Source organism: Aeromicrobium sp. Root472D3 (assembly GCF_001426485.1).
Taxonomy (GTDB): domain Bacteria; phylum Actinomycetota; class Actinomycetes; order Propionibacteriales; family Nocardioidaceae; genus Aeromicrobium.
Genome location: NZ_LMET01000001.1, coordinates 212,457 through 237,881 on the forward strand (window position 1 = coordinate 212,457; position 25,425 = coordinate 237,881).

General features: G+C 73.1%; 27 protein-coding genes. 13 read left to right on the forward strand and 14 right to left on the reverse strand.

The annotated features are described in order from the left end of the window. Positions 1 to 21 precede the first annotated feature (21 nt). The gene (locus tag ASD10_RS01065; RefSeq protein WP_056603388.1) at positions 22 to 705 is read left to right on the forward strand and encodes a class I SAM-dependent methyltransferase; all 684 of its coding nucleotides are present in this window, start codon (positions 22 to 24) and stop codon (positions 703 to 705) included. A 28-nt stretch (positions 706 to 733) separates the two neighbouring features. On the opposite strand, the gene ASD10_RS01070 is transcribed toward ASD10_RS01065, so the two are convergent. From ASD10_RS01070 to ASD10_RS01080, 3 genes are read right to left on the reverse strand one after another with little or no spacing between them, the layout of a single operon-like run. Beyond that, positions 734 to 1,537, reverse strand: coding sequence for an FkbM family methyltransferase (locus ASD10_RS01070; protein WP_056603391.1), 804 nt, complete (start codon positions 1,535 to 1,537; stop codon positions 734 to 736). Beyond that, on the reverse strand, positions 1,534 to 2,877 hold the full coding sequence (locus tag ASD10_RS01075) for an O-antigen ligase (protein WP_056603394.1): 1,344 nt from the start codon (positions 2,875 to 2,877) through the stop codon (positions 1,534 to 1,536). The genes ASD10_RS01070 and ASD10_RS01075 overlap by 4 nt, the downstream gene beginning before the upstream one ends. An 18-nt stretch (positions 2,878 to 2,895) precedes the next feature. Beyond that, positions 2,896 to 4,341, reverse strand: a complete 1,446-nt coding sequence (locus ASD10_RS01080) for a polysaccharide biosynthesis tyrosine autokinase (protein ID WP_162248810.1) — start codon at positions 4,339 to 4,341, stop codon at positions 2,896 to 2,898. Between the two features lie 195 nt (positions 4,342 to 4,536). Between ASD10_RS01080 and ASD10_RS01085 the strand changes: the two genes are divergently transcribed. From ASD10_RS01085 to ASD10_RS01100, 4 genes are read left to right on the forward strand one after another with little or no spacing between them, the layout of a single operon-like run. After that, positions 4,537 to 5,502: an NAD-dependent epimerase/dehydratase family protein gene (locus ASD10_RS01085; protein WP_056603400.1), complete on the forward strand. Its 966-nt coding sequence runs from the start codon at positions 4,537 to 4,539 to the stop codon at positions 5,500 to 5,502. After that, complete coding sequence (locus tag ASD10_RS01090; protein ID WP_056603401.1) at positions 5,502 to 6,305, forward strand: FkbM family methyltransferase; 804 nt, start codon at positions 5,502 to 5,504, stop codon at positions 6,303 to 6,305. Before ASD10_RS01085 ends, ASD10_RS01090 begins: the two co-directional genes overlap by 1 nt. 8 nt (positions 6,306 to 6,313) lie before the next feature. After that, positions 6,314 to 7,525: a DUF563 domain-containing protein gene (locus tag ASD10_RS01095; protein WP_056603404.1), complete on the forward strand. Its 1,212-nt coding sequence runs from the start codon at positions 6,314 to 6,316 to the stop codon at positions 7,523 to 7,525. 15 nt (positions 7,526 to 7,540) lie between these two features. Next, positions 7,541 to 8,287 (forward strand): FkbM family methyltransferase, encoded by a 747-nt coding sequence (locus ASD10_RS01100; protein ID WP_056603407.1) that lies wholly within the window; start codon positions 7,541 to 7,543, stop codon positions 8,285 to 8,287. Positions 8,288 to 8,315: 28 nt separating this feature from the next. On the opposite strand, the gene ASD10_RS01105 is transcribed toward ASD10_RS01100, so the two are convergent. Continuing rightward, positions 8,316 to 9,317 carry a class I SAM-dependent methyltransferase gene (locus tag ASD10_RS01105; protein ID WP_162248811.1) on the reverse strand — a complete coding sequence of 334 codons (1,002 nt, stop codon included), beginning with the start codon at positions 9,315 to 9,317 and terminating at the stop codon, positions 8,316 to 8,318. A 53-nt stretch (positions 9,318 to 9,370) separates the two neighbouring features. Next, positions 9,371 to 10,198 carry an SGNH/GDSL hydrolase family protein gene (locus ASD10_RS01110; protein WP_082555946.1) on the reverse strand — a complete coding sequence of 276 codons (828 nt, stop codon included), beginning with the start codon at positions 10,196 to 10,198 and terminating at the stop codon, positions 9,371 to 9,373. Between the two features lie 68 nt (positions 10,199 to 10,266). On the opposite strand from ASD10_RS01110, the gene ASD10_RS01115 reads away from it, so the two are divergent. Then, the gene (locus ASD10_RS01115; RefSeq protein WP_056603416.1) at positions 10,267 to 11,580 is read left to right on the forward strand and encodes a lipopolysaccharide biosynthesis protein; all 1,314 of its coding nucleotides are present in this window, start codon (positions 10,267 to 10,269) and stop codon (positions 11,578 to 11,580) included. Positions 11,581 to 11,606: 26 nt separating this feature from the next. Here the strand turns inward: ASD10_RS01115 and ASD10_RS01120 are convergent, their stop codons facing one another. The 7 genes from ASD10_RS01120 to ASD10_RS18565 form a co-directional block, all read right to left on the reverse strand. Continuing rightward, positions 11,607 to 12,371, reverse strand: coding sequence for an SDR family NAD(P)-dependent oxidoreductase (locus ASD10_RS01120; protein WP_056603419.1), 765 nt, complete (start codon positions 12,369 to 12,371; stop codon positions 11,607 to 11,609). Continuing rightward, on the reverse strand, positions 12,368 to 13,720 hold the full coding sequence (locus tag ASD10_RS01125; RefSeq protein ID WP_056603422.1) for a class I adenylate-forming enzyme family protein: 1,353 nt from the start codon (positions 13,718 to 13,720) through the stop codon (positions 12,368 to 12,370). Before ASD10_RS01125 ends, ASD10_RS01120 begins: the two co-directional genes overlap by 4 nt. 6 nt (positions 13,721 to 13,726) lie before the next feature. After that, positions 13,727 to 13,969, reverse strand: a complete 243-nt coding sequence (locus tag ASD10_RS01130; protein ID WP_056603425.1) for a hypothetical protein — start codon at positions 13,967 to 13,969, stop codon at positions 13,727 to 13,729. 104 nt (positions 13,970 to 14,073) lie between these two features. Then, on the reverse strand, positions 14,074 to 14,928 hold the full coding sequence (locus ASD10_RS01135; protein WP_056603428.1) for a cyclopropane-fatty-acyl-phospholipid synthase family protein: 855 nt from the start codon (positions 14,926 to 14,928) through the stop codon (positions 14,074 to 14,076). Next, on the reverse strand, positions 14,925 to 15,497 hold the full coding sequence (locus ASD10_RS19525) for a serine O-acetyltransferase (RefSeq protein WP_056603430.1): 573 nt from the start codon (positions 15,495 to 15,497) through the stop codon (positions 14,925 to 14,927). Before ASD10_RS19525 ends, ASD10_RS01135 begins: the two co-directional genes overlap by 4 nt. Position 15,498: 1 nt before the next feature. Next, a complete protein-coding gene (locus ASD10_RS01145; protein WP_056603433.1) occupies positions 15,499 to 16,224 on the reverse strand; it encodes an FkbM family methyltransferase in 726 nt (241 codons plus the stop codon). Further along, on the reverse strand, positions 16,221 to 17,408 hold the full coding sequence (locus tag ASD10_RS18565) for a glycosyltransferase (protein ID WP_056603436.1): 1,188 nt from the start codon (positions 17,406 to 17,408) through the stop codon (positions 16,221 to 16,223). The genes ASD10_RS01145 and ASD10_RS18565 overlap by 4 nt, the downstream gene beginning before the upstream one ends. A 141-nt stretch (positions 17,409 to 17,549) precedes the next feature. Here ASD10_RS18565 and ASD10_RS18570 point away from each other — a divergent pair, with 141 nt between their 5' ends. Together ASD10_RS18570 and ASD10_RS01160 are read left to right on the forward strand one after the other, a co-directional pair. After that, the gene (locus ASD10_RS18570) at positions 17,550 to 18,218 is read left to right on the forward strand and encodes a methyltransferase domain-containing protein (protein WP_162248812.1); all 669 of its coding nucleotides are present in this window, start codon (positions 17,550 to 17,552) and stop codon (positions 18,216 to 18,218) included. Beyond that, entirely contained in the window at positions 18,215 to 18,946 is a 732-nt protein-coding gene (locus ASD10_RS01160; protein WP_056603442.1) for a class I SAM-dependent methyltransferase, read from the forward strand. The genes ASD10_RS18570 and ASD10_RS01160 overlap by 4 nt, the downstream gene beginning before the upstream one ends. A 22-nt stretch (positions 18,947 to 18,968) precedes the next feature. On the opposite strand, the gene ASD10_RS01165 is transcribed toward ASD10_RS01160, so the two are convergent. After that, entirely contained in the window at positions 18,969 to 20,054 is a 1,086-nt protein-coding gene (locus ASD10_RS01165; protein ID WP_056603445.1) for a glycosyltransferase family 4 protein, read from the reverse strand. 38 nt (positions 20,055 to 20,092) lie between these two features. Between ASD10_RS01165 and ASD10_RS01170 the strand changes: the two genes are divergently transcribed. After that, entirely contained in the window at positions 20,093 to 21,553 is a 1,461-nt protein-coding gene (locus tag ASD10_RS01170) for a GuaB1 family IMP dehydrogenase-related protein (RefSeq protein WP_056603448.1), read from the forward strand. Between the two features lie 59 nt (positions 21,554 to 21,612). Here ASD10_RS01170 and ASD10_RS01175 read toward each other — a convergent pair whose 3' ends face one another. Next, entirely contained in the window at positions 21,613 to 22,188 is a 576-nt protein-coding gene (locus tag ASD10_RS01175) for a TetR/AcrR family transcriptional regulator (protein ID WP_056603451.1), read from the reverse strand. Positions 22,189 to 22,283: 95 nt separating this feature from the next. On the opposite strand from ASD10_RS01175, the gene ASD10_RS01180 reads away from it, so the two are divergent. The 4 genes from ASD10_RS01180 to ASD10_RS01195 all read left to right on the forward strand — a co-directional run bounded on the left by ASD10_RS01180 (position 22,284) and on the right by ASD10_RS01195 (position 25,417). After that, positions 22,284 to 22,871: a biotin transporter BioY gene (locus ASD10_RS01180; protein ID WP_056603454.1), complete on the forward strand. Its 588-nt coding sequence runs from the start codon at positions 22,284 to 22,286 to the stop codon at positions 22,869 to 22,871. A gap of 10 nt (positions 22,872 to 22,881) precedes the next feature. Further along, on the forward strand, positions 22,882 to 23,580 hold the full coding sequence (locus tag ASD10_RS01185) for an energy-coupling factor ABC transporter ATP-binding protein (protein WP_056603457.1): 699 nt from the start codon (positions 22,882 to 22,884) through the stop codon (positions 23,578 to 23,580). Continuing rightward, complete coding sequence (locus ASD10_RS01190; RefSeq protein ID WP_056603460.1) at positions 23,577 to 24,191, forward strand: energy-coupling factor transporter transmembrane protein EcfT; 615 nt, start codon at positions 23,577 to 23,579, stop codon at positions 24,189 to 24,191. The genes ASD10_RS01185 and ASD10_RS01190 overlap by 4 nt, the downstream gene beginning before the upstream one ends. An 86-nt stretch (positions 24,192 to 24,277) precedes the next feature. Beyond that, a complete protein-coding gene (locus ASD10_RS01195; RefSeq protein ID WP_056603463.1) occupies positions 24,278 to 25,417 on the forward strand; it encodes a sensor histidine kinase in 1,140 nt (379 codons plus the stop codon). Positions 25,418 to 25,425 lie beyond the last annotated feature (8 nt).

The window sequence follows — 25,425 nt, forward strand, 5'->3', positions numbered from 1 at the left end:
CCGAACGAGTAGCCTCGGGACGTGACCGAATCGCCGGAGGACCGCACCGCCAAGTGGCTCGTCGGCGACCGCCTGTCCTGCGTGCTGCACCTGGGGGACGGCTCGCTGGCCTACCGCCTGGTCGAGCAGGGCCACGAGGTCGTCGTGGCCGGCGACGACGTCACCGCGAGCCGTCACCCCGACATCCAGTACGTCCGCTGCGGCGGGGGCGAGCGCCTGCCGTTCGTCGGCGACGCCTTCGACGTCGTGATCGTGCCCGAGCTGCGCGAGGCGCCCACGGCCCTGTCCGAGTACGCCCGCGTGCTGCGCCCCGACGGCCTGCTGTCGACCGTGTCGCGCCAGCACGACGACTCGATCCCGTGGATGCGCAAGCTGCGCGAGATCACCCGCGCCCGCGACTCGGCGCCGCCCCAGGCCGACACGTTCAGCGCGTCCGGGCTGTTCCACGAGCCCGAGGTGCACGAGGTCGGCAGCTGGGAGAAGCTCGACCTGCCCGGTCTGCTGCGGTTCGCCGAGGCCACCAAGCACCCGTCGGTCGGCGAGGCGGCGCTGGCGCAGGTGCGCGAGCTGTTCATGAGCTACGGCGGCCAGACCGGGTTCTTGCGGCTGCGGCACGAGACGACGTGCGTGCGCGCCCGGGTCGACAAGTCGGCCATGGCGCACGAGACCGAGCCGCCCGACACGATGCTGCTCGACTTCCGCTGAACCGACCCGCCGCGACCCGACCGGGCCGTCAGGCCGGGGTCAGCTCGTCGCGCGAGAACCACGCCAGGCCGAGGCCGTCGGTGTAGCGGTCGCGCCGCACGAGCGTCAGGCCCGCGCCCGCCAGGTACGTCTCGAGCTCGTCGAACGAGTGGCCGGGCAGCGGGTGGTACTCCATGACGAGCCGCCGCACCGCGGCCCAGCGCTCGGGCGGCGAGTTGAGGATGACGTCGTACTCGGCACCCTCGGCGTCCATCTTCATGATGTCGACGCGATCGCCGGCGGCCTCGAGCACCGAGACGAGCCCGACGCACGGCACCTCGATGCTGACGGCGCCGGCCTCGCCGAGGTGCAGGACGCCGTTGTGGCCGCTGCCGGCCCCGTTGTCGGCCATGACCAGGACGCCCGACGACGCCGACACGGCCTGCTGGTGCACGCGGACCCGGCCGGCGAGCCCGTTGTCGTCGACGTTGCGCTGCAGGTAGGCGCTGGTCGACGGGGTCGGCTCGAACGCGTCGACCGTCGCGCCCGGGAAGCGGGTCGCGAAGGCGACCGAGAAGCAGCCGATGTGCGCGCCGATGTCGACGAGGGTCGGCGCGTCGCCGAGACCCTGCGCGAACCACTCGATGCCGTACTCGTCCTCGGCGAACACCTCGTAGACGGGCACGCGGGCTCCCGGCACGTTGGGGCCGGTGATCCGCACCGGCCCGACCCGGTAGACCAGCTCGTCGCTGCGCATCGCGATGCGGCGCAGCACGTCCCACCCGTTGTCGAGGACGGACAGCGTCTGGCGGGTGCGGAGCAGGGCGAACCGGCCACGGCGGACGATACTCATGCGGTCTCCTCGAGGACGTCGGTGCGGGACTCGTCTGGGTCGTCCGCCGAGGTGCCGGGCACCGACATCAGGAACGGCAGGGCCAGCAGACACCAGATGTAACGATCCCAGAGCAGCGGAGTGATGAATCCGACCAGGACATATCCGAACGCCGGCAGGGCCAGCAGCCGGTAGCGGGCCGGCAGCCTCAGCGGCTGGCGCACCACCGAGGCCAGCAGCACGAGGTAGAACGCCAGCCCCAGGACGCCGCCGGACGCCGCGACCTGCAGGTAGATGTTGTGCGCCTCGAGGGCGTCGCCGAAGCCGACACCCAGCACGGGGCTGCTGAGGAACCGCTCGACGGCCTCGCGGACCAGCTGCTCGCGGGCCAGGTCGGAGGCGCTCGCGCTGCCGCCGCCGGCGAAGCGGTTGAGGATGTTGTTGCCGTAGTCGCCCGAGCTCAGGGTGCGACCCACGAGGTACACCGGCAGGATGCTGGCCCCGAACAGCAGCAGGCCGCGCTCGACCGAGCGCGACAGCACCAGGTAGACCAGGACCATCGCGACCGCGACGAGCAGCGCGGCGCGGCTGCCGCTGATCCACACGCCGTAGCCGCAGACGCCGGCCGCCGCGAGCACGAGCCAGCCGCACCACCGCGGCAGCTCCTGCAGGACGAACGGGATCAGGGTCAGCGCCAGCATCGAGCACAGGCCCAGGATGTTGGGGTGCCGCGTCAGGCCGATCGACCGTCCCTCGTACGAGACCAGGCCGCTCGTGACCGCCTGCAGGACGCTGATCGAGTTGCCGACGACGTACGCCGTCGCGAGCAGCGCGACGATGTCGCGGCGCGGACGCCACAGCATGAACGTGATCGGCAGGATCAGCGCACCGACCAGCAGGCGCAGCAGGCCGTTGAGGCTCGACGACGGATCGGCCGCGGCGACCGACGTGACGAGGCCGAGGCCGAGCACGCCCGCGGCACCGACGAGGAACAGCACCTGGCGCTCGACCGTGCGCGTGATCAGCATCGGCACGAGCAGGCCGACGCTGAGCACCAGGAAGACGTCGGACATCGTCACGAACGTCAGGGCGGCGACGGGGCGCACGTCGTTCATGGGCGCCAGCGCGAAGCTCAGCACCAGCAGGCCGATCGCGGTGCTCTCGATGCCGAACGTCACGAGCGCGATCATCAGCACCGCGGCGCCCAGCGCCACGGCGGCCCCGAACGACGAGCCGACCGCCATCGGCAGCAGCAGCAGGAGCACGAGAGCGACGACGACCGGCGCGACGAGGCCGCGGGTCCACGCCGGGAGCCGCCTCCCGGACGTCCCGGAGGACCACGGCGGGCCCGGGACCGTCATGCGCACGACCGTCCGCCGTCAGCGCGAGACGCGACGGCCGGACGAGCTGCGGCTCTCGCCGCGACCCAGCGCCCCGACCATGCGGCGCGCCTGCTCGCCGATCGGCTCGTGCTGCTCCTGCCCGTAGCCGTATCCGTATCCGTAGCCGTAGACGTCGCCGGCCCGCCGCGGGGTGCGGTTGAGGATCGTGCCGAAGAGCTTGCCGCCGACCGTCTCGATGCGGGCGACCGCCAGGCGCAGCTGCTCGCGGGTCGTCGACCCGTGGCGCACCAGCATCAGCGCGCCGTCGACCTCGCGCATCAGGATCGACGCGTCGGCGACCGGCAGCATCGGCGGCGCGTCGATCACGACGACGTCGTACTCGCTGCGCAGCCCGTGCAGCAGGTCGCGCATCGCCTGCGTGTCGAGCACCTCGGCGGGGTTGGGCGGCTTGGGGCCCGTGCCGAGGAAGCTGATGCCGCTGTCGTGGACCTGCGTCGCCTCGTCGAGGCTCGTGCGCCCGATCAGCACCGTCATGAGCCCGACCGAGTTCTCGAGGCCCAGCAGGTCGGCGACGTTGGGATTGCGCATGTCGGCGTCGATCAGCAGCACCGACCGCCCCGACTGCGCCATCGACATCGCGAGGTTGGTCGCCACGAGCGTCTTGCCCTCGTTGGGCACGGCGCTCGACACCAGGATCGACTCGACCTTGGCGTCGAGGTTGGCGAACTGCAGATTGGTGCGCAGGACGCGGAAGGCCTCGGCGAGCGCACCGTGGCCCTCGCTCGTCAGGGCCTGCTTCTTGAGCTGGCGGTCGAACGGCAGGGTCGCGAGCACGGCGCCGCCGCTCAGCTCCTCGGCCTCCTGGCGGGTCTTGACGGTGCGGTCGAGCAGGTCGCGCAGCACGGCTCCCGCGATCGCGACGAACAGGCTCAGCAGCAGGCCGACCGCGATGTTGAGGGGGACGTTGGGCGCCACGGGGGTCTGGCTGATGCTGGGCGGGCCGACGATGCGCGCCACGAAGGCCGGCGAGCCGTTGCCCGAGGTGGGCTTCTCGAGGCGTGCCACGAGCGAGACGATCCCCTCGGCCTCGGCCTCGGCGATCTGCTGGGCGAGCTCGGCCGAGTCGGCCGTCACGTCGACCTGCAGGGTCTGGGTCGTCGCGATGATCTGGGCCGTGACCTGCCCCGCGAGCTCCTCGCGCGTGACGCCGGTCAGGTTGAGCCGGTTGATGACGTCCTGCAGCAGGGACGGCTCGCGCGCCAGGTCGGCGTAGGACGCCAGACGCTGCGACGCGAAGTAGGCCGCGGTCGGGTCGGTGACCTGCTGGCCGACGGGGGACGTGATGAACAGCTTGGCGCTGGAGCCGTAGACCGGGGACATGCTGAGCACGAGCAGGATCGTCGCCACGGCGCCCACCACGAACGTCGAGACGCTGAACACCCAGCGCGATCGCAAGATGCCCAGAAACTGTCGCAGGTCCACGAGATCCCCGTTCAGGAAGAGTCGCCTCACTCGGAATGAGTGGGAGTCTAGGCGAGGCCGCGGACGCTGTCCGGCCCTCACCACACAGAACAACGACCGATGTCGTCTTTCGTAACCATCGTTCACCGCCGGCGTTGAACAGCGTGGAACCGCACGGGTTCCGCACCGGACGACCCTGGGAAGAGGTAGTGCGCCATGACGATTCTCGTGACCGGCGGCGGCGGATTCATCGGTGGCCACCTCGTGGCCGACCTGCTCGACCTGGGGCACGACGTCCGCTCGGTCGACGTCAAGCCGCTCGACGAGTGGTACCAGGTGCACGACGACGCCGAGAACGTCGTCGCCGACTGCTCCGACGCGTCCGACGCGCACAAGATCGCCGTCGGCACCGAGACGATCTACAACCTCGCGGCCGACATGGGCGGCATGGGGTTCATCGAGAACAACAAGGCCGAGTGCATGCTGTCGGTGCTGACCAGCACCAACATGCTGGTCGCGGCCCGCGACGCCGGCACCGAGAACTTCTTCTACAGCAGCTCGGCGTGCGTCTACGCCGGCGACAAGCAGACCGACCCCGACGTCACGGCCCTCAAGGAGTCGGACGCGTACCCGGCCGACCCCGAGGACGGCTACGGCTGGGAGAAGCTGTTCAGCGAGCGCATGGCCCGCCACTTCCGCGAGGACTTCGGCCTGCGCACCCGCGTCGCGCGCTACCACAACGTCTACGGGCCCGAGGGGACGTTCGAGGGCGGCCGCGAGAAGGCTCCCGCCGCGCTGTCGCGCAAGATCGCGCAGGCCAAGCTCAGCGGCGACCACACGATCGACGTCTGGGGCGACGGCGAGCAGAGCCGCAGCTTCATGTACATCGACGACTGCGTGCGGGGCACGCAGGAGATCCTGCGCGGCGACAACGTCGAGCCGGTCAACCTCGGGTCGTCCGAGCTCGTCACGATCAACCAGATGATCGGCATCCTCGAGGACATCGCGGGCATCACCGTCACCAAGCGGCACGACCTGACGGCCCCGCAGGGCGTGCGCGGCCGCAACAGCGACAACACGTTCTTCCACGAGACGTACGGCTGGGAGCCCTCGATCTCGCTGCGCGACGGTCTGGAGAAGACGTACGCCTGGATCCACGACATCCTCGCCCAGCGCGCCTGATGGGTCTTCGCGGCGCGGCGTACGCCTCCCGGCGCATCCGGCAGTCGTTCACGCACTTCGACAACGGGCCGCAGGTGCTGTGGGACACGCTGCGGGGTCGCGAGATGACGTTCCGCACCCGCACGGGCCTGACGATCCACGCCCCGAGCGTCGACGGCGCCCGCTTCCCGGTCTACGAGATCACCGCCGACGACGTGTACCGCCTCGACGAGCTGCTGGCCGGCCTGCGCCCCGACCTGGTCGCGGTCGACATCGGCGCGCACATCGGCAGCTTCTCGACCGCGGTGTGCGCCGCCGCCCCACGCGCCACCGTGCACGCCTACGAGGCGTCGCCGTCGACCGCCACGTGGCTCGAGCGCAACGTCGCCGCCAACTCGCTCGGCGACCGGCTCGTGGTGCACCGCCGGGCGGTCTCCGACCACGAGGGCGACCTCGAGATCGTCGACAACGGTGAGGCCAGCGCCCACAACGGCCTGACGGCACCCGACGGCTCCGGGGCGGTCGTGTCGGTGCCGTGCGTGACGTTCGCCGACATCCACGCCGAGACCGGCGGCACGATCGACCTGGTCAAGAGCGACGCCGAGGGCGCCGAGTACGGCGTGATCCTCACGAGCGACCCGGCGCACTGGGCGACCGTGCAGCGCGTCGTGATGGAGTACCACCCCGTCGACGGGTACGAGCTCGACGACCTCGTCCGCTTCCTCGGCGCCGTCGGTCTCGACCTGGTCCGGCACGAGCCCGCCGACCGTCCCGGCCTGGGCAACGCCTGGTTCGCCCGCGGCGCCGGGCCCGCGGCGGCCTGAGCCGGACCATGACCCGGCTCCCTCCCGCCCTGCAGCCCCTCTGGCCCGCGGCCAAGGTCGCGCACCGCGCCGCCAGCAGGACCGCCGGCCGCGTCACGCGCTCCCTCCCGGTGTCGCCCGACCGCGCAGTTCCCGCGACCGCGACCCTGACGTCGACGCAGACCGCGGCCACCGAGCCCGACGCCGTCCGGGTGCACCGCTGCGGCCCCCCCGAGCACGCGGTGCGCGACCTGCCGGTCGGCACGCCGCACGCGATGCGGTTCTGGGGCGAGGTGCGCGAGCTCGAGGTGCCCGAGCGGTTCGTGCTCGAGGTCGCCGACGGCCGCCTGGTCGGCGACTACGCCGCGACGATCACGCCCGGCGGGCGGCTCGACCTGCAGACGAGCCCCTACTTCCGCATCCGTGGCTGGCAGGAGCACCCGATCTACCTGCGCCCGCGCCTGCCCGAGGCGACACCGCTCGACGGCACGACGCTCTCGCTGTCGTCGCAGGCGTCGGGCCGCAACTACTACCACTCGCTGATGGACACGCTCCCCCGCTGGGGCGTCCTGCAGGAGGCGCTGCCCGGCACGCGTCCCGACCACGTCGTCGTCAGCCACCGGACGCCGTGGGACCGGCAGCTGCTCGCGATGGCCGGCATCGACGCGCACCGCCTGGTCGAGCCCGTCAAGCACCTCAGCGTGCGGGCCGACCGGCTGCTCGTCCCGTGCCTCAACAACCACCACACGCTGGCGCCGCGGTGGGTCACGCAGTGGCTGCGCGACCACCTGCCGGCCCAGCGCGTGAGCGGGCGCCCCACGCGGCTGTTCGTCACGCGCGGCGCCGCACCCCACACGCGCCGGTTCGTCCGCGAGGCCGAGCTGATGACGCTGCTCGCGCCGCTCGGCTTCGAGCGGCTCGACCCCGGTGCGGTGTCGGTGCAGGAGCAGATCGACCACTTCGCGGCGGCCGAGGTCGTCGTCGCGCCGCACGGCGCCGGGCTCGCCAACCTCAACTTCGCCCCCGCGGGCGTGCGGGTGCTCGAGCTGTTCGCCCCGCGCTACCTCAACCCCGGCTACTGGGCGATCACCGACAACGTCCCCGACTCGGTGTACCGCTACCTCGTGGCGGACCCTGCCGAGCCCGACCGTCCCGAGCGCCGCATGCTGAACGTCCAGGACGACATCGACATCGACCCCCGCGTCGTCCTCGCAGCCGTCGAGGAGCTCCTCGCCGCATGACCACGGAGACCGCCCATGAGTGACCAGACCCGCGCCAACCGGGCCCGCGAGACCGCCAAGCTGCTCATCCGGCGCACGCTGCAGCGCGCCGACCTCGAGATCGGTCGCGGCTCCTACGCCGGACGCCTCGTGCGCACGCTCGACGCGCGCGGCATCGACACCGTGCTCGACGTCGGCGCGAACGTCGGGCAGTACGCGACGCTGACCCGCAGCGCGGGCTTCGCAGGGCGCATCATCAGCTGCGAGCCGCTCGGCGGGGCGTTCGCCGAGCTGGCGCGCCGGGCCGGGCGCGACGACCGGTGGACGACCCTGAACGTGGCGGTCGGCGCCGAGACCGGCGAGGCGACGATCAACGTCTCGGCCAACTCGTTCTCGTCGTCGATCCGCGGCATGACCGACGCCCACCTGCGCACCGCCCCGGGGTCCCGCTTCGTCGCCACCGAGGTCGTGCCGGTCACGACGGTCGCCGACCTCGTCGCGACCCACGCCGTCGACCCCGCCCGCACCCTGCTCAAGATCGACACGCAGGGCTTCGAGGGCGAGGTGCTGCGGGGCGCCGGCGACCTGGTCGGCCGCGTCGCCGCGATCCAGCTCGAGCTGTCGTTCGTCGAGCTGTACGACGGGCAGCTGCTGTTCGACGAGCTCGTGGGGGCGATGGCCCACGACGGCTACCGCATCCAGCAGCTCGAGCCGGGCATCTCGGACCCCGACGGTCGCATGCTCCAGGTCGACGGCCTGTTCGTCTTGGCCTCCGGCGACTGACCGGACTCGCCGGCCGGCGACGGGTGGGTCAGATCCGCTCGAGCCACAGGGACGAGGGCGGGTTGACGTCGCGCGCCAGCGGCACGTAGTCGTCGAACAGGCCCGTCAGCACCGACTCGTCGGTGTGGCGGATCATCGGCGTCGACAGCAGCACCCGGTAGGCCGAGCTGTGCGCGAGGAAGATCTGCACGACCATCGCCTCGTTCCAGTACACGGGCCAGCGCTCGCCGAACAGCCACGTGTCGGCGGGGAACGGTCCGTTGAACGGGAAGTGCACGTCGTGGATGTGCACGACGACGCCGGGCGCGAGGCGCGGCAGCACCTCGAGGAACAGGAAGGCCACGTCGCTGTCGATCTTGAGAGCGTGGGACGAGTCGATGAACAGGACGTCGCCGGCCTCGAGCGCCTCGAAGGTCGACAGGGGGACGTCCTGCACGAAGCCCTCGACGAGCTCGAAGTTGTCGAGCGTGCGCAGGGCGTCGAACGGGTACGGCTCGACGCACGTGATCTGCAGGGGCGAGCCGTCGGCGGCGTTCTGCCGGGCCGCGATCGAGGCGTAGTACGTCGACAGCCCCGAGCCGATCTCGAGGTACCGGGCCGGCTTGTGCTCGCGCAGCATGAAGTACAGCGTGCGGGCGTCGAGCTGTGGGTAGCCGGGGCCGAAGCCCTGGCGGGTGTTGGTCAGGTAGTCGCCCGTGACGGCCGTGAACTCCTTCTCCCACCGGTCGGCCAGGCCCCGGAGGGTCTGCGTCATCGCCGGGACGTCGAGGTCGATGCCGACCAGCTCGCTCGGCCGGTCCCACCGCTCGCGGGTCTGCTCGATCTCGGCCAGCACGGGCAGGGTCGAGTAGTAGTCGTCCTTCTTGACGATGTTGAAGCCGAACAGCCCGAAGAAGCGTTGGATCGCGCGGATCCGTGCCCGACGCACCCGGAAGACGGCGGTGTCGAGGAGCTCGACGACGGGTCGCGGGAGGACGCGGGCTGCACGCTGCTTCGCGGATGCGGGAGCAGGGGAGGTCGTGGTGGCCATGCCGTCCATCGTACGGAGTCCGGGTCCCGCGCCGGGGCCGTTTGACGCTGCCATCACGAGGTTTCCGCCCCTCGGACGGACGCCGACAGATGGGGCTGCGTCTCGGCCCACGCCGCGATGTCGTCGGCCAGCCGCTCGCCGACGTGGCGGTGCATCGCGGGCGAGTAGTGGAAGCCGTCGGGGATCGCGACGTCGACGTCACCACCGGCGTGCAGCTCCACGAGGTCGGCCACCCGGAGGTAGCGGACGTGGTCGAGGCCCACCTCGGCGACCATGGCCTCGAGCGTCGCGTTCATGACCTCGATGCGGCGCGCCATGCCCGGGAACCAGCTCTGGAACCGCGTGCCGGGAGGCAGCAGCTCGAAGACGTAGACCAGCGGACTGCCGACCTCCTGGACGTGGTCGATGTACTGCCGCAGGTCGGCCGCGACCTGCCGGGGCCGCCCCCGACGCAGCGTCGGGTCGAGGATCGTGTCGAGCCTGGCCTGGGCCTGCGCGAGCAGCTTCCAGACCGGCCGCAGCACGGCCCGCCGGTACAGCGCCGACAGGCGCCGCGGCCGCGCCCTCAGGCTGTTGGCGTGCACCTCGAGCCACCGCGGCAGGAACAGGTGGATCGTCTCGTAGTGGCCGTAGACGAGCACGATGACGTCCGGCGAGAACCCCAGCACCTCGGACTGCCACGTGCGCAGCACCGTCGACGCGCGCTGCGACGTCATCGAGCGGGTCTCGACGTCGGCCGGCCACCCCTGCGCGAGCAGCTGCTGCTCGATGACGCGCGGGAAGATGAAGTCGGTGCGCGGGCCGCCCATGAACGACACCCAGTTGACGGTCGACGCCCCCTTGACCAGCACGCGGACGGGGAGGGGAAGGGGTGCGGACATCGCGTCTCCGGGGGTGATGGCGGTCGTTTTCACAGCGGCCGGCCGGTGGTTGACAGTATGCTCGACGGGTGTCGGAGGAGCCCAGCGATCCCGCCGCCGGCACCCGTCAGATGCGCGACCGGTTCACGTTCCTGCTGATCGTGACGGCCACGTTCGGCCTGCAGCTCCTGACGCTCGTGACGGGCATCATCATGGCCCGGCTGCTCGGCGTCGAGGGGCGCGGACTCATCGCGCTGGTGATCGCGGTGGGGCTGTTCGCGTCGCAGATCTCGCTCGGGGGCAGCCTGCCGTCGTCGGTCACCAAGCTCGTCGCCGAGCGGCGCGTCACGGCCCGCGACGGCCTGCGCGACGTCGCACGGCGTCGAGGCTGGCTCGTGCTGGTGCCGTGCCTGCTGGCGGGGGCGGTGACCCCGGTCGTGCACCACTCCGGCGGCACGTCCGACACCGTCGCGGCGGCCGTCGTGGTCGCGGTCGTGACGTTCCAGACCATCGCGTTCCAGGTGCTGGCGGGGTGCCTGCAGGGCGAGGGCCGCCTGGTGCGCATGGCGTGGGTCGCGCTCGCGCCGCAGGGCATGTTCACGGTCGTGCTCGTCGTCGTCCTGGCCGCGGGCTGGTCGTGGGACGCCTACGCCGTGCTCGCCGCCTACGTCGTGACGGGCCTGCTCAGCGTCGGGTTCGCGCACGCGTCGTTGCTGCCGGCCCGCGGCCGTGCGGACGACGCGATCGACGAGTCGCTCGTGTGGCGCGAGGCGCGGGGCAACTACGTCAGCAGCGTGCGCCCGATCGACGGCCTGGGGCTCGAGCGCATCCTCGTCGGCGCGCTGCTCGGCACGGTGTCGCTGGGTCTGTTCGCGACGGCGCTGGCGGTCTCGAACCTGTGCCGCCTGGTGAGCAACGCGGTGCGGGTCATCGTGCTGCCGCGCGTCGCGACCCACCAGGACGACCCCGTGGCCCAGCGCGCCGTCGTCCGCCGCTGGGTCGGCATCACGGTCGTGCTGGCGACGGCCATCGTCGTGGTGCTCGAGATCGTCGTGGAGCCGGTCGTCAGGCTGGCGTTCGGGCAGGAGTTCGTCGGGGCGGTCGGCTGCGCGCGCTGGCTCATCGTGGCCGACGGCCTGCTCGCGGTGCGCAGCGTCCTCATCGCGGTCATGCAGGGACAGGGGCGCGGCAGCACCGCGTCGTGGATCGAGCTGGCGCTCGTCCCGGTGCTGCTGGTCGGCATCGTCGTCGCGGCGGCGCACGAGAGCCTCGTCGGCGTCGGCATGACGCTCGCGGCGGTGGGCCTGCTGAGCTGCCTGGCCCTCGGCCGGGCCGTCGGGCGCGGACCCCGCGCGGCCGGCCGTCACGCGCGGCGGCGCGGACGCGACGTCGTCGTCGGCTGAGACCGCCGCCGGGCTGGGCGCTCGCATCAGCTCGTGAGACCGCCGTCGACCACGATGACCTGGCCCGTCAGGTAGTCGTTGCGCGGATCGGTCAGGAACTGGCAGACCCGCGCGATGTCGCCGGGGTCGCCGAGGCGGCCGGCGGGCGTGCGCCGGACGATCTGGTCCATCTGGCCCTCGTCGAGCCCGTGGCTCATCTCGGTGCGCAGGTAGCCGGGCGCGATGCCGTTGACCGTGATGCCGCGCGACCCCAGCTCGCGCGCCATCGAGCGGGTCAGCCCGTCGAGCGCGGCCTTGGTCGCGCTGTACACGCCGAGGCCGCGGTAGCCCGAGCGCCCGACGATCGACGAGATGTTGACGACGCTGCCCGACCGGCGCGCCAGCATGCGCCGGGTCACGAGCCGCGAGACGTACAGCGTCCCCTTGATGTTGAGGTCGACGACGGTGTCGATGTCGTCGTCCGACGCCATCGCGAGGATGCCGTCACGCGCGACGCCGGCGTTGTTGATCAGCACGTCGACGTGGCCCCAGCGGGCGACGACGGCGTCGACGAACGTCTTGGCGTCGGCCGACCGCGACAGGTCGGCGGTCTCGAACAGGAAGTGGTCGGGGTGCGACGCGCGCCACGCCTCGACCTCGGGGGTCACCGACCGCGCGCAGGCCGCGACGCGGTCGCCGGAGGCCAGGTACGACTCGACGATGCCGGCGCCGAGGCCCCGGCTGCCGCCCGTCACGACGACGACGCGGGGCTCGGCGGCGGCGGTGGCGGTGGCGGTGACGTCACTGGTCATGCGTGGCTCCTGACGATCTTGCTGCCGGTGGTGTCGACGGTGTCGACGAAGCGGATGCTGCGCGGACGTGCCGCGGCCGGCAGGTCGGCGCACGCCGACCGGAGGTCGGACCGCAGGGCCTCGAGGTCGACGCCCCGCGACGGCACGACCTCGAGCGCGACGATCGCGCCGGTCATGGCGTTGGGACGTCCGTGGACGCGGGCCATGTCGACGCCCGGCACGGCCGCCACGCGCTCCTCGATCGGCAGGGGGTGCACCTTGACGCCGCCGACGTTGATGATCTCGGACGTGCGACCGCGGAACAGCACGCGGTCGCCGTCGACCTCGACGAGGTCGCCCGTGGCACGCCAGCCGTCGGCGTCCACGGGGGGCTCGCCGTGATAGCCCAGCATGCCGGTGCGCGAGCGGATCCACAGCTCGCCGTCGACGACCCGCATGTCGACGTCGGCGTCGTCGCCGCGGTCGAGGACGTCGACCGACAACCCCGGACGTCCGTCGCGCATCGAGCCCGTCGACCCGAACTCCGAGGCGGCGTAGACCTGCGACACCGAGGCGCCCGCGAAGGTCGAGCGCACGACGTCCAGCAGCGGACCCGGCACGGCCTCGCCGCCGAGGGTCACCTGGCGCAGGGCCGGCACGGGGCCACCGTCGGACCGCATCTCGGCCACGAGGAACCGCCAGTACGTCGGCGTCGCGCTGGCGTGGGTGACCCCCAGCTCGCGCATCGCGGCGAGCCCCTCGCGGGGGCGCCGCGGCGCCGGTGCCACGAGCGTCGCGCCCGCCGCGAGGACGTGCAGCAGCACCTGCAGCCCCGCGAACTGGTGCAGCCCGTAGGCCAGCAGCCAGCGCTGGCCCGGGGCCGGGGCGACGCGCGACGTGCCGCGGACGAGCCGTGACCAGTCGTGCCGGACGCCCCGCGGCGCGCCCGTCGTGCCCGTGGTCAGGACGAGGTGCGGGCGGTCGACCGGCAGCGGGCCGGACGGTGCGGGGTCCGTGGCGAGCAGCTCGTGCGTCGCCAGCACGCGGGCACCGAGACCCGACAGGTCGGCCCGGTCGGTCACGAGGACGTCGTGACCGAGGCGCGCCAGCAGGTCGCGCACCTCGTCGGGCTCGACCGGCGGGTACTGCGTGACCTCGACGCCCGCGAGCGCCGCCCCCGCCAGCAGCGGGACGACGAAGGGGGCCTCGTGGTCGACGACCGCGAGACGGCCGACGCCCTCGCGGGTCAGCGCCGCCGCGACGCGGCGCGCATCGGCCAGCAGCTCACCGTACGAGCGCGAGACCGTGTGCGTGACGACCGCGGCCCGCCCGGGCTCCTCGCCCGCGACGCGCTCGAGCAGCTCGAACACCGTGGCTCAGGATCCCGCGGCGAAGAACGCCTGGATGTCGCCGAGGGTCTGCGGCATGTCGCCGGTCGCGTACGGATCGCTGCCGTGGACGTCCTCGAGCGTCGCCGACAGCTCGGCGGTCTCGAGCGAGTCGAGACCCGCCCCGTCGGCGTAGAGGGGCGTGTCGTCGGCGAAGCCCTCGGGCAGCTTCTCGATCAGCGTGAGGAACTCGACGACCGTGCGCCGGACGTCTTCGGGCGAGGTGCTCATGGCGCGGTGGTCTCCTTGCGGGAAGGGCGGGACGGGGCGGCGGGCGGAACGGGTGCTCCTGCGAAGGTCAACGACGCAGCGACGCGGTTGTCACGAGTCGGCCGTCACGACGTCGACCCTCCGGGCCTCGTCGCCGAGACGAGCCCGTAGCCGAAGGTGCCGTCGCGCCAGAAGGCCTCGAGGATGTCGCAGGAGCGCACGAACGCGTCGCGACCCGCGGTGCCGATCAGCTCGACGACCGCGTCGTGGTGGGCGTCGGCGTTGGCGCGCCACCGGTCGAACGTCGGCAGCGTCGCCGCCGTGAGGTCGTCGCCGCGGTCGACCACCAGGCCGTGCCCCCTCGCGAGGGCGCCGAAGCCGTCGAGCGACTCGAAGTGCGCGTCGCCGAACGCCTCGCGCAGCACCGCGAAGTCGTCGCGCCGCTCGCGCACCTCGCGGAACGCGATCTCGCGCCACCGCACCAGGTCGCACAGCACGAGCCGGCCGCCGGGCCGCAGGACGCGCGCGCACTCGGACACCAGGGCGTCCTTGTCGCGCATGAGGTGCGCCGACTCCATGACCCACACGCGGTCGAACGAGGCGTCGTCGAAGCCGTTGGCGGTGCCGTCGCGCTGCTCGAACGTGACGCCGTCGACGCCCGCCTCGGCCGTGCGCCGCCGGGCCGTCTCGACGCCCACCGCGCTGGTCGTGATGCCGACGACCTCGACACCGAACCGGCCCGCGATCGTGCGGGCCGGGGCGCCCGAGCCGCAGCCGACGTCGAGGACCCTGAGGTGTCCGGACGTCTGCAGGTCGGCCGCCGCGACCATGCGCTCGGTCAGCGCGCGGGTCGCGACGTCGAGCGGCTCGTCGCCGTCGTCGAAGACGCCGTAGTGCAGCTCGTCGCCCAGCAGCAGCTGCCACGCGGCCATGACGCGGTCGTAGTGCGAAGCCGGGTCGTAGGACTCCTTGACGGTCATGACGCGTCCTCCCTCGTGCCGACACGGCGGGCCGGCGACCCCATCACGACGGCGTCCTCGGGCACGTCCGACAGCACGACCGAGTTGGCCCCGACCACGGCGTTGCGCCCGATCGTCACCCCGCCGACCAGCACCGCGTTCGCGCCGATCAGCACGCCGTCGCCGATCGTCGCGAACTCCTGCTCGCGTCCGGGCCTCGCGTCGTAGTGGCGCGCCGCGCACGTGACGCCGCCCGCGAACGTCACGTCGTCGCCGATCACGAGGCCGAAGCCGATCGTCACGCCGACGGGGTGCGCCAGCATGAACCCGCGGCCGACCTGCATGCCGGCGCCGAAGTCGGCGCCGACCAGGACGTTGCCGAGCGTGCGCAGCGAGTGCGCCGCCGTGACGTGGCCCGAGCGGAACAGGCACTGCTGCGAGCGCAGCAGCAGCGAGGCGAGCAGGCCCGGGACGCTCGGGACACGCAGCAGGACGTGCAGCCAGCCCTGCCGCGCGCCCGGGCGGTAGCGGGCATAGTCGGAGAACACGAGGTCGCGGAAGCTCGGCGCGTCGGAGGAGGGCGTGACCACGTCAGACCTCCGTCCCGGGACGGACGAACACGCCGTCGATCTGCAGGATCTCGCCGGTCGGTGCCGCGTACCCCTGCTCGAGACCCACCATCTGGAACCCCTCCTCGTACATGCGCCCCACGGCCTCGTCGATCAGCATGCCGCCGCCGTACAGCGGCACGAGCGACAGCTCGAGCTGCACGCCGACGCACGCCGCGAGCGTCGCCGGCCCGCCGTCGAGCACCTCGCGCTCGAAGCCCTGCGTGTCGATCTTGAGGAACGGGCGCCGGTGGCCGGCCAGCGCCTCGGCGACCTCGTCGTCGAGGCGTCCGACCGTGACCGACTCGGTGCCGACGTAGCGGACCGACGGTGCCGCGGCGACGTGCGTGTCGAGCATCGGCAGCACCGAGCTGCTGGTGCTGTTGGACGCGATGTTCATGGTCAGCTCGCCCGGCTCGGCGCCCAGCGCCAGGTGGCGGGCCGTCCAGCCGGGATCGGCCGCGATCGTGCGGCGCAGGCGGTCGAACGCCCGCGCCTGCGGCTCGAACGAGACGATGTCGCCGCGGTAGCCGAACGACCGCAGCGACGTGCCGTAGCCGCCGTCGGCCGCGCCGACGTCGAGCACGAGGTCGACACCGTGCCGGGTCAGCACGTGCTGCCGCCGCGTCGCGGGGTGCCGGCGCAGCTCGAACCCGCGACGTCCGAGACGGTCGGCCACCGCGTGCATCGCGCGGGTGCGGACGTTCACCGGGCGCCCGCCTGCAGCACGCGACGACGGTCGAAGGTGCGACCGTCGGCGTCGACGCCCAGCAGCGTCATCGCGAACTCCTCGGCCGACACCTCGCCGAGCGGCGTGCCGGCGACGATCCCGCCGTCGACCGCGCGCCGCATCGCGTCGCCGATCGAGGCGGCCGTGAAGTCGCACGCGATGCCCGTGCCGGTGGCCTCGACCTCGCGGGCCCGCACGCGCGAGCCGGCCGTCACGACCGGGACGCCGGCGGCCTGCGCCTTGCCCATGATGCCGCTGGGGCCGTTGTTCGTCAGGGCCAGCGGGACGACGTCGACCGACGCCACGAACCGGTCGAGCACGTCGTTGTCGAGGAACTCGTCGCGCAGGAAGACCCGGGCACGGTCGACGTCGTCGAGGCCGCGCGCCCACGCGCGCACCTCGTCGTCGAAGCCTCCCGCGACCACCAGCGTGGCGTCGAGGCCCGCCGCCGAGATCGCGTCGAGGACCAGCTGCGGGTTCTTGCGGGCGTCGACGGCACCGAAGATGCCGACGAGCAGCCGGTCGGGGTCGAGCCCCAGCAGCGCGCGGTGCTCGGCACGGTCGCGCGAGTGGGCCGAGCAGTAGTGCGGATCGCGGACGCGCTTGACGATCCAGCCCTGCGCGGTGTCGTCGCGGCCGCTGAAGCCCACGACGCGGTGCAGGCTGCGCGTCGCCATCGCGACGACCGCGAGGACGGCCTTGGGGCCCCGCAGGCGCCAGCCCGTCAGGTCGGTCAGCGCGAGCCGCGCCGGGTAGCGGGTCAGCATGAAGACGACGCGCGGGCGCACGGGCAGGCCACGGAACAACCGCGGCGCGACGGCCCACCAGCGCTTGAGCGCCTGGTCGGCGTCCATCACGACGACGCGTCCGACCGGCGCGTCACCGCGGCGCGCCGCGGCCGCGCACCGGCCGGCGACCTCGGACGCCATCGCGCGGGTCGGCGGGTGGATCTCGTCGAACGGGTCGAGCACCGTCAGCTCGCCGCGGCCGACCAGGTCGCCGAGGTAGACGTCGAGGGCCACGCTGCGGCGTCCCTCCGAGCTCGTGAGCAGCACGACGGGTCCGAACGCGCGAGCCAGCCGGGCGACGGCCGCGACGGCCTGGAAGCGGTGGCCGCCGGGGTCGGGCTCGACGACGAGCGTCGTGCTCCGGGCGTCGCTCATCGGCCCTCCAGACCGTCCGGGTGCCCGGTCGGACGACGGCACCTGTCCCCCAACCAACGAGCCCGGACCCGAGTGGTTACTGCCGTTCACGAGGTCTCGGATCACGGTGAAATCAGGCGACGCAGACGTTATGGTCGGGGCGTGAACCCTCGACTGCACGCCGTGCTGCGGCCTCCCGTGCTGGCCGTCAACACCCCGCTCGCGCGGCGACGCACGTCGCGCACCCTGGCCTCGACCCCCCGGCCGCTGCGGCTCGAGCTCGGCGGCCTGGCGCCCCGCGAGGGGTGGGTCGTGACCAACGTCAACGCCGTCACGCGCCACTTCCTCGACGCGACCCGCACGTGGCCGCTCGAGGACGCCTCGGTGTCGCACGTCTACTCCGACAACGTCATCGAGCACGTGCCGCTCGAGGCCGGGCGCACGCTGTTCGCCGAGGCGTTCCGCTGCCTTCGACCCGGCGGCGTCATCCGGTTCGTGACGCCCGACCTGCGCGGCCACGTCGACCGCTACCTCGCGGGCGTCTCGCCCAAGGGCGATCCCGAGGCCGCGGTCTACGAGCAGTACGGGCTGACGGTCGACCACCCGCTCGACTGGGTGCGCATCCCGATCGCGTCGTTCGGCCACCACACGGGCTACGTGTACGACTTCGAGACGCTCGCCGGCGAGCTCGAGCGCGTCGGCTTCACCGACGTCACCCGCTCGGTGCCGGGCTCGAGCGAGCACCCCGAGCTCGACGGCCTCGACCAGCGGGCCGACGAGGGCGGGGCCCAGATGGCCGTGGAGGCGACCAAGCGCGGGGACGTCGCGTGACGTCCGACGGCCTGACGTCGCGGATCGCCACGTCGCTGTGGAACCGCCGCCACCCGCAGTGGGCCGCGGGGCGTCCGGGCCACCTGTCGCCGCACCTCGGGCTCGGCGCTCGCGACGTCCCGCGCTACCTGCGCGACTCCCTCACCGTCCGGGCCGCCGCCCTGCGACCGCAGCGGCGCCCGTGGATCACGCGCGACGCGCTCACGATCCTCGACCAGCTGCTCAGGCCCACCGATCGTGGCATCGAGTGGGGCTCGGGCGGCACGACGGCGTGGTTCGCCGGACGCATCGAGCACCTGACGTCGGTCGAGGGCTCGCCGCAGTGGCACGCGAGCCTGCGGGCCGACCTCGACGCCGGTCACGTCGACAACGTCGACCTGCGGCTCGTCTCGTTCGACGAGCTCGGCTACGAGACGCCCGAGCACCGGTCGGCGTACGTCGACGCAGCGCCCGAGATCGCGCCCGCGTCGCTCGACCTGGCCTTCGTCGACGGCGAGTACCGCGACGGCTGCGTGCTGCGGGCGCTCGACCTGCTGCGCCCCGGCGGCATCCTGGTCGTCGACAACGCCGAGACGTACCTGCCCACGACGACCCGCTCGCCGTGGTCCGTCGAGGCCCCGGCGACGGCCGGGTGGCAGGAGTTCGTCGACCGCACCGAGCGCGAGGGCTGGCGGCGCGTCTGGACGACCAACGGCGTGTGGGACACCGCGATCTGGTGGGCGCCCTAGCGCTCGCGCACGACTCGGCTCGTCAGGCGCCGCGGCGACGGGCGATCTGCTCGGCGACGTTGCGCGCCCAGATCTGCGGCGACAGCCGGGTCGACAGCGCCCGGCTGACGCGCGACATGTCGGCCAGCGTCTCGGGCGAGCAGCCCGACACGCGGGCCATCGCCGCGGCCCACTCCTCGACGTGGCCGGCCGGCACGACCCACCCGTTGGCGTGGTCCTGCACCAGGCCCGCGGCGACGCCCGCGAAGTCGGTGCACAGCACCGGCAGCCCCGACGCCGTCGCCTCGTGCACGACGACCCCGTAGGGCTCGACGTGCGACGGCACGACGCTGCACGAGACCGTCCGCATCAGCTCGGCGACGCCCGCGGGCTGGACGAACCCGTGCATCGTGACGCCCGGCTGGTCGCGCAGCAGGTGGTCGAGCGGGCCCAGGCCCACGACCTCGAGCGTCCACGGGTCGTCGACCAGCTCGCGGTACCGCCGGTACGCCGCCGCGAGGACGTCGGCGCCCTTGTGGTCGACGAGCCGCCCGACGAACAGGAACGAGCGGCGCGCGGCGAGCTCGTCGCCCGAACGCTCGTCGCCGCCGCCGAACAGCGACAGGTCGGCCGACAGCGAGCCCCGGATGACGTCGGCCGGGCCGAACCCGAGCATGCGCGCGTACGTCTCGGAGCGCTCGCTCGGCACCATCGCGACGTCGGCGACCGAGTGCACGTACCAGCGGCTCGTCGCGCGCCCCAGCCACTGCCGCGGCGCCGCCCGCCAGAGGTTGTCCATGACCAGCACGCGGACCACGCCGGGCGGCAGCGACTTCATGACGGCGCGGTACGAGTCGGCGAAGTTCCACGAGCTCATGACGACGGCGTCGGGGTCGAAGCGGCGCACCCGGTCGACGAGGTCGGCGGCGGACGGCTCCGACGTCCACTCGAGCAGCTCGGCGAACGACGCGACCCCCAGCTCGTCGAAGGCCGTGTCGCGCATGGCCCCGACCGCGACCTCCGGGCTGCCCGGCTGGACGACCAGCAGCTCGTGGCCCAGGCGGGCGAGCTCGCGGTACTGGGCGGCCAGGTACCCGGTCAGCCCGTTGCCGAGGAAGGCGATGCGCACGACGGCACCCTAACAGCGCGGCCGCCTAGACTCTGGGCGTGAAGTTCCTCAACGACCTGCTGCCCCATTACGACCTGACGTACAACGACGTCTTCATGGTCCCGGCCCGTTCGGGGGTCACGAGCCGCTTCGACGTCGACCTCTCGACCGCCGACGGAACGGGCACGACGCTGCCCCTCGTGGTCGCCAACATGACCGCGATCTCGGGCCGCCGCATGGCCGAGACGATCGCGCGCCGCGGAGGGGTCGCGATCATCCCTCAGGACATCCCGCTCGACGTCGTCGCCTCGACCGTCGACCGCGTCAAGGCCGCGCACACGGTCTACGACACCGCCGTCACGGTCAGCCCGTCCACGACGGTCGGCGAGGCCATGAGCCTGATCCCCAAGCGCGCCCACGGTGCCGTCGCGGTGGTCGACGACGACGGCGCGTTCCTCGGCGTCGTCACCGAGCGCGACGGGGCCGAGGTCGACCGCTTCGCGCAGGTGCGCGAGGTCATGACGACCGACGTCCTCACGCTCGCGGTCGGCGCCGACCCGCGCACGTGCTTCGACCAGATGACGGCGCAGCACATCGACGTCGCCCCGGTCGTCGCCGACGGACGCCTCGTGGGCGTCCTGACCCGCAAGGCCGCGCTGCGGTCGACGATCTACGAGCCCGCCGTCGACCCCGACGGACGCCTCGTGATCGGCGCCGCGGTCGGCATCAACGGCGACGTCACGGGCAAGGCCGAGGCCCTGCTGGCGATGGGCATCGACGTCCTCGTCGTCGACACCGCGCACGGCCACCAGGAGAAGATGCTCGAGGCCCTGCCGCTGGTCGTCGCGGCCCGCGACGCGCGGGTCGCCGCGGGCGGCCGACGCGTCCCCGTCGCGGCCGGCAACGTCGTGTCGGCCGACGGCGTGCGCGACCTCGTGGCCGCGGGCGCCGACATCGTCAAGGTCGGTGTCGGACCCGGCGCGATGTGCACGACCCGCATGATGACCGGCGTGGGCCGCCCCCAGTTCTCGGCCGTGCTCGAGTGCGCCGCCGCGGCGACCGAGCTCGGCGCGCACGTGTGGGCCGACGGCGGGGTCCGCTACCCCCGCGACGTCGCGCTCGCGCTGGCCGCGGGGGCGGCGAGCGTCATGATCGGCTCGTGGTTCGCCGGCACGCTCGAGAGCCCCGGCGACCTCAAGGTCGGCACCGACGGGCGGCCGTACAAGGACTCGTTCGGCATGGCGTCGGCGCGCGCGGTGTCGAACCGCACCCGCGACGCGGCCGGCTTCGAGCGCGCCCGCATGGCGCTGTTCGAGGAGGGCATCTCGACCGGACGCATGTTCCTCGACCCCGACCGTCCGGGCGTCGAGGACCTCGTCGACTCGATCGTCGCGGGCGTCCGCTCGAGCGCGACGTACGCCGGAGCGCGGTCGGTCGCGGAGTTCCACGACCGCGCCGTCGTCGGGCTGCAGAGCTCGGCCGGCTACGACGAGGGCCGTCCGCTCCACGCGTCCTGGTGATAGGCGGGCGGGGCTCGTTCCTCGCCCCTCGTCTCGCCGCTCGCGCGGCCGCCTGCTCGCTACGCCCCGGTGACGGGTTGGTGGTGGCGGACGCCGTCGAGGATGAGCGAGAGCCCGAGGTCGAACGAGGCCGCGTCGGCGCCGGCCGGGGCGTCGTCGCCGATCGCGCCGACGCTGCTGGCCTGCAGGTGCGCCTGCTCCTCCGAGACGTGACCGAAGACGAAGTGCAGGATCGTCGTCGCGGCGGCCCGGGCCAGTTCGGGAGGCAAGCCCCCGCGGTCGACCGCCCGCACCAGCGGCACGAGGGGCGAGACGTGTCCCAGGCCGAAGGCCTGCACCGTCGCGATCAGCTCGGCGCCGTCGCGGTACGCCAGCATGGCGTCGCGCAGCGCGTGCCCGGCGCCGACGACGGCGACGTCCCACGGCACGTCGTCGGCGGACGGACGACGACCGCGCTCGAGCAGCTCGTCGGCGACCGCGGCCAGCAGGTGCTGCTTGCTCGCGAAGTGGTGGTAGAGGGCGGACGGCTGCAGGCCCAGCTCGGCGGCGATTCGCCGCATCGACAGATCCGCCAGGCCGTACTGGTCGAGGACGCCGACGGCCCGCTCGACGACGTCGCTCCTGCGGTAGCGCACTCCGACTCCTGACGTTGACAACCGACGGCGATCCTACGCTAACCTGAACGCCGTTCACCTGAGCACCGTTCAGGTATCGCCCCCCAGGAGCCCCGATGTCCAGCACCACGACCCGTCGCCCCGTCGCGAGCACGACCGATCTCGCCCTGATCGCGACGTTCGCGGCCCTCATCGCGGTGTGCGCCGTCTCGGCCGCGCTGCCGTTCGGCGTCAACGGCGTGCCCGTCACGCTGCAGCTGTTCGGCATCTTCCTGGCCGGCGCGGTGCTGGGCGCGCGCCGCGGGTTCCTCGCCGTCGTGCTCTACCTCGTCGTCGGGGCCGCGGGCCTGCCGATCTTCGCCGGCGGCACGTCGGGCGTCGCGCCGTTCACGGGCGTCACCGGCGGCTACCTGCTCGCGTTCCCGTTCGCCGCACTGATCGTCGGCCTGGCCGTCGAGCGGGCGCACCGCCGCAGCGTCGCGGTCACGGCCGGGGTCGTCCTGGCCGGCGGCGTCGTCGCCGAGGCGCTGGTGTGGGTCGTCGGCGCGACCGGCATCGCGCTGTACGCCGACACGCCCTGGGGCACGACCGTCACGAGCTCGTTCGCCTACGTCCCGGCCGACCTGGCCAAGCTCGCCGCCGCCGCGGTCGTCGCCGCGGCCGTGCACCGGGCCTTCCCGGCCCTGCTGTCGCGCGCTCGGTAGCGTTCGGCCCATGGCCGACATCGCGTTCGACGGCGTCACCGTCACCGCCGAGGCGTCCGGCGGCGACGTCGTCATCCTCCGCGACGTCGCGGCCACCCTGACGCAGCACCGCGTCGCGCTCATCGGCGGCAACGGGTCGGGCAAGTCGACGATGGCGCGGCTCGTCAACGGGCTGGTCACGCCGTCGTCGGGCACCGTGACGGTCGACGGCCTCGACGTCGCGTCCGAGGGCCCGGCCGTCCGCCGGCGGGTCGGCTTCGTGTTCACCCAGCCCGCCGCCCAGCTCGTCATGCCGACCGTCGCCGAGGACGTCGCCCTCTCGCTGCGGCGACTCGTCAAGGACAAGGACGAGCGGCAGCGCCGCGTCATGGACGTCCTGGCGACGTACGGCCTGGCGCACCTCGCCGACACCAGCGTGCACGCACTGTCGGGGGGCCAGCAGCAGCTGCTCGCGCTCGCCGGGGTGCTGGCGACCGAGCCGTCGATCGTCGTCGCCGACGAGCCCACGACGCTGCTCGACCTGCGCAACTCCGCGATCGTCGCCGACCGGCTGCTGTCGCTCGAGCAGCAGCTCGTGCTCGTGACGCACGACCTCGACCTCGCGCTGCGCTGCGAGCGGGTGCTGGTCGTCGAGGGCGGGCGGATCGCCGCCGACGGCGAGCCCGCCGAGGCCGTCGCCTGGTACCGCGACAGCGTGACGTCGGCGTGAGGGGCGCACTGCCGCTCGGCACGTACCGTCCGGGCACGACGGTCTGGCACCGCATCCCGGCGGGGCCCAAGCTCGGGCTCGTCGTGCTGACGAGCATCGTCGTCGTCGCGCTGCGGGGGCCGTGGCCCCCCGTCGCGGCGCTCGCCGGCGCGGTGCTGCTGTCGGCCTGGGCCCGCGTGCCGCCCGGGGCCGTGTGGCGTGGGCTGCGGCCGCTGCTGGTGGTGGTCGCGGTGCTGGGCGGCTTCCAGTGGTGGCAGCGCGGCTGGCCCGTGGCGGTCGAGGTCGTCGCGACGACCCTCGCGCTCGTCGTGGTCGCGACGACGTTCACCGCGACGACGCCCATGGACCGGATGCTCGACGCGATCGTGCGGGGGCTGCGACCGTTCCGACGTCTCGGCGTCGACCCCGAGAAGGTCGCCCTCGCGTTCTCGCTCATGATCGGGGCGATCCCCGCGATCTTCGAGATCTTCCGCGAGACCCGCGAGGCCGCCAAGGCCCGCGGGCTCGAGCGCAGTCCCCGCGCCAACCTGTCCCCCATGGCGATCCGCACCGTCGCCCACGCCTACGACACCGGCGCGGCCCTCCACGCCCGCGGCATCGGCGACGACTGACCGTCCCCGGACGTCATCACATCAGGACCTGCGCCACCGCTTCTGCGATGAGGTCCGCACCGAACCCGGCGCGGTAGCGTCGGCGGATGGACAACCTCCTGACCGCCCTGGTCGCGGCAGCCGCACTCGTCGCGGTCGCGGCGTTCGCGCGGTGGTGGCTGCTGGCGCGCCGCCCGAGCCTCGGGACGCCGGAGGACCGCGCGACCTACGAGACCCTGCACACGACGGCCCTCGCGGCACCCGCGCTGCGCCGCGGGCTCGACGCCGAGAGCGCCGCGAGCGCCCTGCCCCACGTCCGGACGCTGCTGGGCGCCCGCACCGTCGCGATCACCGACACCGAGGGCCCCCTCGCGTGGGACGGGCCGGGCGAGCACACCGACGTCGCCGACCTCGTGCGCGCCGCGATCGGCAGCGGCACGACGCGGGCGGCGGGACGCGTGATCGTCGCACCCCTCGCGGTCGAGGAGCGCGTCGTCGGCAGCGTCGTGATCGTCACCGACGAGGCCTCGGCGGGCCTGGCCCGGGCCACCACCGAGGTGGCGCGCTGGATGTCGAGCCAGCTCGAGCTCGCCGAGCTGGCCACGTCGCGCACGGCCCTCATGGAGGCCGAGCTGCGCGCGCTGCGAGCCCAGATCTCGCCGCACTTCATCTACAACTCGCTCGGCGCGATCGCGTCGTTCGTGCGCACGGACCCCGAGCGGGCCCGCGAGCTGCTGCTCGAGTTCGCCGACTTCACCCGCTACTCGTTCCGCCAGCACGGCGAGTTCACGACGCTGGCCGAGGAGCTGCGGTCGATCGAGCGCTACCTCGTGCTCGAGAAGGCCCGGTTCGGCGACCGTCTGCGGGTCGTGACGCTCGTCGCGCCCGAGGTGCTGAGCGTGACGCTGCCGTTCCTGTCGGTGCAGCCGCTGGTCGAGAACGCCGTCCGGCACGGTCTCGAGAGCCGTGCGGGCGACGGCACCATCACCGTCACGGCGCTCGACACCGGCCCCGAGTGCCTCATCACGATCGAGGACGACGGGGCCGGCGTCGACCCCGAGGTCGTCCGGGCGGCGCTGTCGGGGCGCAACCCCAGCGCGTCGGTGGGCCTCGCGAACGTCGACGAGCGCATGCGGACGGTCTACGGCAACGCGTACGGCATCGTGGTCGAGACGGCGCCGGGCTTCGGCACCAAGGTCTCGCTGCGGGTGCCCAAGTTCTCGCCCGACGTCGACACGTCGTCCTGACCGACCGA